The sequence below is a fragment of the Anabaena cylindrica UHCC 0172 genome, assembly GCF_034931625.1.
Lineage (GTDB): Bacteria > Cyanobacteriota > Cyanobacteriia > Cyanobacteriales > Nostocaceae > Anabaena > Anabaena cylindrica_A.
Window position 1 is genome coordinate 80,902 of record NZ_JAYGGY010000085.1, and the last position, 6,444, is coordinate 87,345.

7 protein-coding genes are annotated in these 6,444 nt (G+C 36.6%); 2 read left to right on the forward strand and 5 right to left on the reverse strand.

Annotation, left to right across the window (positions count from 1 at the left end; all coding sequences use genetic code 11):
• Positions 1–2: 2 nt before the first annotated feature.
• Positions 3–1,133 (reverse strand): DNA cytosine methyltransferase, encoded by a 1,131-nt coding sequence (locus VB713_RS17995; protein ID WP_323312884.1) that lies wholly within the window; start codon positions 1,131–1,133, stop codon positions 3–5.
• A gap of 144 nt (positions 1,134–1,277) precedes the next feature.
• On the opposite strand from VB713_RS17995, the gene VB713_RS18000 reads away from it, so the two are divergent.
• The gene (locus tag VB713_RS18000) at positions 1,278–1,721 is read left to right on the forward strand and encodes a VOC family protein (RefSeq protein WP_323312885.1); all 444 of its coding nucleotides are present in this window, start codon (positions 1,278–1,280) and stop codon (positions 1,719–1,721) included.
• A gap of 8 nt (positions 1,722–1,729) precedes the next feature.
• Complete coding sequence (locus VB713_RS18005; protein ID WP_323312886.1) at positions 1,730–2,011, forward strand: hypothetical protein; 282 nt, start codon at positions 1,730–1,732, stop codon at positions 2,009–2,011.
• 32 nt (positions 2,012–2,043) lie between these two features.
• On the opposite strand, the gene VB713_RS18010 is transcribed toward VB713_RS18005, so the two are convergent.
• From VB713_RS18010 to acs, 4 genes are all read right to left on the reverse strand, one after another.
• Complete coding sequence (locus VB713_RS18010) at positions 2,044–2,268, reverse strand: hypothetical protein (protein ID WP_323312887.1); 225 nt, start codon at positions 2,266–2,268, stop codon at positions 2,044–2,046.
• Positions 2,268–2,852 carry a DUF4365 domain-containing protein gene (locus tag VB713_RS18015; RefSeq protein ID WP_323312888.1) on the reverse strand — a complete coding sequence of 195 codons (585 nt, stop codon included), beginning with the start codon at positions 2,850–2,852 and terminating at the stop codon, positions 2,268–2,270. The genes VB713_RS18010 and VB713_RS18015 overlap by 1 nt, the downstream gene beginning before the upstream one ends.
• A 2-nt stretch (positions 2,853–2,854) precedes the next feature.
• Positions 2,855–4,039 carry a hypothetical protein gene (locus VB713_RS18020; RefSeq protein ID WP_323312889.1) on the reverse strand — a complete coding sequence of 395 codons (1,185 nt, stop codon included), beginning with the start codon at positions 4,037–4,039 and terminating at the stop codon, positions 2,855–2,857.
• Between the two features lie 158 nt (positions 4,040–4,197).
• Entirely contained in the window at positions 4,198–6,168 is a 1,971-nt protein-coding gene (gene acs / locus VB713_RS18025) for an acetate--CoA ligase (RefSeq protein ID WP_323312890.1), read from the reverse strand.
• Between the last annotated feature and the right edge of the window lie 276 nt (positions 6,169–6,444).

Below are 6,444 nucleotides of genomic sequence, written 5' to 3' on the forward strand. Positions count from 1 at the left end.
TTTTAGAGAATACACTCAGCTATAGTTTTAGCTAGTAGTGGAGGTACGGATTCACCAATTTGAGAAGCCATTTCTGTATATGTTCCTAAAAAGTGAAAAGTATCTGGATAAGAATGAAGTCTTGCAGCTTCGCGTATTGTAATAGTTCTATTTTGTGTGGGATGAAAAAATCTACCAGAACCAGGATGAAAAACCCATCTTGTAATTGTCTTAGCTGGTTTATCCCAATAAAGCCTTCCATAAGCACCACTATAATGTTTTTTAGGTGCTAATTCTGGTGGTAAATCTTTCGCATCTTGTCCTTCTTTTAAAAGACTTACTCTTGACATCTGAATTGAACTTAAAGCACGAGCAATATGGTTTGTGATTTTTGTACTGTTATATCGGATTAAAGCTTGATAAATTGTTTGTGGTGCTGAGGAATATATATCTTTGTCATATTTTTCTCCTGCATTTAGTTGTGGTAAATCTCCAATTGCATCTTTAACGGTGACGATTGGAGAAGAATTTGATTTTAGTAAGTTTGTTTGATAATATGATTCTTTATTTTTATAAGTATTTTTCATATCATCATTATGTGTAGGTTCAGGCAAGAGAATTAAACGCTCTAAACTAGCAATAAAAAAAGCTCTATTTCTTGTTTGTGGTACTCCATAATTAGCAGCATTTAAAGATGATGATAAAACTTTATATCCCAGTAATTCTAGTTGATTAGTAATTTCATGTTTGAATAAACCTTTATATGCTGTCAGAATTTCTGGGACATTTTCCATAATCACGTAAATAGGTCTAAACTCTTTGACAAAATCTAAAAATATTTTATATAATTGATTTCGAGGATCATCTATATAGCGATATTCAGCAGGTATATTTCTAGAAAATCCTTGACAAGGAGGACCGCCAATAATTGCTTTTAGTTCTTCCTTTTTCAGACCTAAATATAAACGAAGTTCTGAGGGATTAACTTCACCAATATCTCGATTTATTACTTTAGTGTTTGGGTAGTTATGTTGATAAGTTGTTAAAGCTTTTTTGTTTGAATCAATGGCACATAACGCTTCAAAGCCAGCTAAGTGAAAGCCTGTAGTTAAGCCACCTGCACCAGCGAATAAATCAATAGTTTTGTTGTTCATATTGGAATACTATAGTATTCATGGCTCGGTGTCAAGTTGTTTGTTTTTTGGAAAATGGATCAAAAGTGTTATGTTAACGCAAAAATACGGAGATTTAGATAATTACTAGGTTACAGTATATTAAAAAATACTCAATTATCAAACATGAGTAACAATACTATTCCCACAGGATATTTACGCCGTGTCCATCATATCGCTTTAAATGTTCGTGATATGCAAGCTTCTCGGCATTTTTATGGTCATATTTTGGGTTTACACGAACTGACTGGAGAGGAAGTACCCGCAACTTTAATAGAACTTGTCGCATCTGGTAAAGTAGCAAATTTTGCGACTCCAGACGGGACGATTATTGATTTATTTGGAGAACCGGAATTATCACCACCAGATTCTAACCCTGAAAAGGCTTTTACCAGAGCATATCATTTGGCGTTTGATATCAATCCAGAATTCTTTGATCAAGCTGTGGCCGTTATCAGGGAAAATAATTTAGTGATTGCACATGGCCCAGTTACCCGTCCTACAGGTAGGGGTGTGTACTTTTATGACCCTGATGGGTTTATGATTGAAATTCGTTGTGATCCTCATTAAATATAAAAATGGAAAAAATTTTTCAAGTCATTGAAGACGTAATTACTAACCCACCAATTCCCCACGAACCCTATAAGCAGTCATTGAAAAATTGGGCTACTTATTGCTTACGTGACCGAGGTTTTATTGTGGTTTACGCCCAAAATGCAGATTTTGCTGTGCAGTTTAAAGGCGGAGAAAAGTTTTATTTTAAAGTTTCAAATACTGCCGATGATTTAGATAATAAATTTAACTGGATTGTTTGGGATGATGTTGCTAAAAAAGTTAGTTTGATTAAGCAAGCTGTTTAGGCTGGTAATTGGAAGTATCAGCAAATACTTTTTCATTCTTCAATTTTTGGTGAACTATATAAATAGTGGTCTAAATTTTTTGATAAATCAGATGGTAGCTGTTCCCATTCTGTTTGGGGAATTTGGCTAGTAATACCATCAACGAAATTTAACAAAGATGGGGATATCAAGTTATTGATAACATATCTAGTTTGACGTTCAGGAGTTATAGAGTCTGATGATTGAGCAGTTTCTTTTATTAATTCTTCTTGTTTCATTATGATTTCACCCTTTTTGTTTTGTGTTCTAAATTATTTTTAGCTGCAATTTTTTTTGAACTTTGTTTTAAAACATCGAATCGCTTCTGAATTCTAGACTTAACCACCATATTCGGTAAGTTATCGTACCATTGATTAACCAAAGAAACAATATCATTTATTGCCTGGTCTGTTAGAATTCTAAATTCTGGACTTGGATTAAACTTTAATTTGTTACTGTTTTCGTTATCAAGAACTGGTTCTAAAATCCATTTATAGTAGCCATTATCATTATCAAGAGTAAAGAAAAATAGACATACTGGAAACTTACACTTTATGAATCGTGATTGCAGAAAATTTATATCTGCTTCTTCTATATTGAAAACTTCGTTATTCTGAATTACCTTAGAGCTAGATTTTATGGCTTTCACCTCCACACCAAAAATCCTATTAATATCTTTACTATTTAGGCTAATTGAAACTAAAATATCTAAATCATGCTCTTTTTTATCTGTATCAACCATCAAGTCATCACGACGAGTTAAGTACACAACTGCTAAAGCTTTTGAACGTAAACCAATATACCAAGGTTCTTCATGCTTCATAGTTATTCAATTAAATCAAATGAAAATAATTCCTGAGCTTTAGCAACTGTTTTCGACCCTATACCCTGAATAGTTCCTAGTAATTCAGGTGTCAATATATCATGTGCTACTCGCAATTTGATAATTTGTTTTGCTGTTGCTCGTTGAATATTTAGGATACTTTCTAATTCATCAAGTGTTGCTGTATGAATATTAGGTTTAGTTTCTTTATTAACAACACTTTTGTCTAGATATCCTAAAATATCAGCAATTAATAAATAGGTATGAAAAACAGTTTTAACTGCTTCTACTTTGGTAATTGAACTATGAACACCTTTATTATGAATTTTATACGTTGTCTCTAAATACAAGCCCAAAAAATCAACATGAGATTTAGCTAAAGCTTTATTAGACTTGCTTTCTATGGCTTTATCCATAAATGCCCGAAGTCTGTTTATATATTGCTGTTTACCTAGTGGTCTGCCATTAATTTGGTTATCATCTGCTGGAAAAAGCTCATCTGCAAGTCCTTCAATAAGTCGTCTACAAGATGTTAAAGCGTGTGACCATTCCTCTTGTTTATCACTAGAGACAGACTTAAAAGCAATCATTAACTTTTCTGCAAGTTCAGGATTTAAGTCTAGAAGCTTATCATCAACTTCTTTTTTGAGGAAATCAAAGGCTGTTTCTGTAACTTCTGTAAATGTGTACTTATTGAAAATATTTGATGCTTTTTCGTGGGCTTTTCTTTTTACATGAGATATTCTTTCAGCTAAATCGTCTTTATAGTATTTGCCATCATTTCCATGTTTACTTCTTAGCAAATCCTTGTATTTTTCTTCTATAACAGCTATACCTGCAAGACCTCCTTTACTTTCGTAAATAAAAAAATCTAAATCATCACTATCAAAATGGAATCCAGGTTTAATTCCTGATTCTTTAAATTCCTTCTCGGCTTTAGAAATTACCTCCTCAGTTATTGTATTGTTACTTTTATTTCTCAATACTTCCAAATACTTTTTTGCGGGTTTGATGTAATCATGTTTACCAAGCTGAAAATCACACCATGCTATTATTTTTTCATCTTCCAGTATTTGAGCAACACGCAAGAGTTTTTGAACACCTGATGTAACACTCCCTTTTGGTGATTCTAATTCCTTTAAAGCCTCATTTAATATTGTTATCGCTTCTTGTTTTACATTAACCATAAAAATAAATTCATTTAAGGTATATTAAGTAACTTGCTTTTGTATAGTGTATCTTAACACTCATTAATTCTAAGTTACTTTACAGTAAAAAAGCAAAGACACAAAAAACACTTTGCGTCTTTGCTCCTTAGCGTCCTTTGCGCGATCGCTATTCTAAATTAATTCCCTTCTCGTAACTTATCCAAAACACTGCGATCTTCTAAGGTTGAAGTATCTCCAGATACCTCCTCACCCGCAGCTAAATTCCGCAATAAACGCCGCATAATTTTACCTGAACGGGTTTTTGGTAAAGCGTCTGTAAACCTGATTTCACCTGGTCGGGCGATCGCACCAATTTCCTTGACAACGTGCTTTTTCAGTTCCTTACTCAACTCCTCACTGGCTTGATAAGTCCCTTCTAAAGTCACAAAAGCCACAACTTCCTCACCCTTCAAATCATCCGGTTTACCTACCACCGCAGCTTCCGCAACCGCAGGATGGGACACCAACGCAGATTCTACTTCCATCGTGCCTAGGCGGTGTCCAGATACATTCAGGACATCATCTACACGCCCCATCACCCAGAAATAGCCGTCCTCATCCTTTCTCGCACCATCACCGGCAAAGTACGTATAATTACCATCTTTGGGGGGAATATGTTCCCAATAAGTCCGCCGGAAGCGTTCTGGATCACCGTAGACATTCCGCATCATTCCCGGCCAGGGATGACGAACTGCTAAATATCCACCTTCATTATCTGGGACAGAATTACCTTCTAAATCGACAACATCCGCAATAATTCCAGGGAAAGGAAGTGTCGCTGAACCGGGTTTAGTGGGAATTGCACCAGGCAAGGGTGTAATCATAATCCCACCAGTTTCCGTTTGCCACCAAGTATCAACAATCGGACAACGTTCACCACCGATGATTTTGTGATACCACATCCAAGCTTCGGGATTAATTGGTTCACCGACGGTTCCTAGTAAACGCAAAGAAGACAGATTTCGTGCGTTGGGTAAATGTTCACCCATTTTAATAAACGCCCGAATTGCCGTCGGTGCTGTATAAAAAATATTTACTCCATGCTTCTCAATGATATCCCAAGTACAACCAGGATTAGAGGCACGGGGCGCACCTTCATACATCAAGGTTGTTGCACCGTTGGAAAGGGGTCCATAAACAATATAGCTATGTCCAGTAATCCAACCGACATCAGCAGTACACCAATATACATCTGTGTCTTGGAGGTCAAAGATCCATTTGGTGGTCATGTGGGTGTATAAGTTATATCCCCCCGTTGTATGCACAACCCCCTTCGGTTTGCCGGTACTGCCAGAAGTGTAGAGGACAAACAGCATATCTTCGCTGTCCATTGGTTCAGCAGGACAATCAGCGGAAACACCTTTTTGTAAATCATGCCACCAATGATCGCGTCCTGCTTCCATGTGTGTTTTTTGACCTGTGCGTTGTACCACTAACACATCTGTAACGCTAGGAACCATGCCATCAGCTAAGGCTTTATCGACTTGTTCTTTGAGGGGGACGATCGCATCTTTACGCCAACCACCATCGGCTGTAATTACTAGTTTAGCCTCAGCATCATTCATGCGATCGCGCAAAGCTTCGGCACTAAAACCCCCAAAAACTACGCTGTGAGGTGCGCCTATTCTGGCACAGGCTAACATGGCAATGGCTGCTTCCGGTATCATCGGCATATAGATACCAATGCGATCGCCTTTTTTAGCTCCCAACTGCTTCAATACATTAGCAAATTGACAAACTTCTCGATGTAATTGAGCATAGGTAAGGGTGCGTGAATCTCCCGGTTCTCCTTCCCAAATCAAAGCTGCCTTATTTTTACGCCAAGTAGTCAGATGTCTATCAAGACAGTTGTAAGAAATATTAATCTTCCCATCCACAAACCACTTCGCAAAAGGCGGTTGCCAATCTAGTACCTGATTCCATTTTTGGAACCAATGCAACTCAGTTTCTGCTAATTCTGCCCAAAATTGCTGAGGATCAGCTTTAGCCCTATCATATAGACGCTGATAGTCTTCTAAACTTTTGATATTCGCTTGTTGCGAAAAAACACTTGGAGGATGAAACAGACGCTTCTCTTGTAAAATGGATTCTATAGTCGGTTGAGACATAATGATGTATGCAAAGAATATTGTGACTAAAAACTATAGTAGTAGTAAATTATGTAGTGATAATAAAATTATGCGGTACAACAAGAATTTTAATGATGAATAAAATGCCAAGTAGCACAAATTATTATTATCTAGCCTTTTAGAAAAGGATAAAGTATATTTAACAGTGCGTTACACTTCGTTAACTCACGCTACAAAATCAGCGATTCCTACGGATCGCACTATGGAATACCGCAGAGCTAAGGTAGAAGGAGGGACTTTCTTTTTTACTCAAGT

What these genes read in the sequence shown, in the direction of transcription:
- VB713_RS18015 (WP_323312888.1), bottom strand. Translation starts at nt 2,852, where the DNA reads ATGAAGCATGAAGAACCTTGGTATATTGGTTTACGTTCAAAAGCTTTA.
- VB713_RS18010 (WP_323312887.1), bottom strand. Translation starts at nt 2,268, where the DNA reads ATGAAACAAGAAGAATTAATAAAAGAAACTGCTCAATCATCAGACTCT.
- acs (WP_323312890.1), bottom strand. Translation starts at nt 6,168, where the DNA reads ATGTCTCAACCGACTATAGAATCCATTTTACAAGAGAAGCGTCTGTTT.
- VB713_RS18020 (WP_323312889.1), bottom strand. Translation starts at nt 4,039, where the DNA reads ATGGTTAATGTAAAACAAGAAGCGATAACAATATTAAATGAGGCTTTA.
- VB713_RS18000 (WP_323312885.1), top strand. Translation starts at nt 1,278, where the DNA reads ATGAGTAACAATACTATTCCCACAGGATATTTACGCCGTGTCCATCAT.
- VB713_RS17995 (WP_323312884.1), bottom strand. Translation starts at nt 1,133, where the DNA reads ATGAACAACAAAACTATTGATTTATTCGCTGGTGCAGGTGGCTTAACT.
- VB713_RS18005 (WP_323312886.1), top strand. Translation starts at nt 1,730, where the DNA reads ATGGAAAAAATTTTTCAAGTCATTGAAGACGTAATTACTAACCCACCA.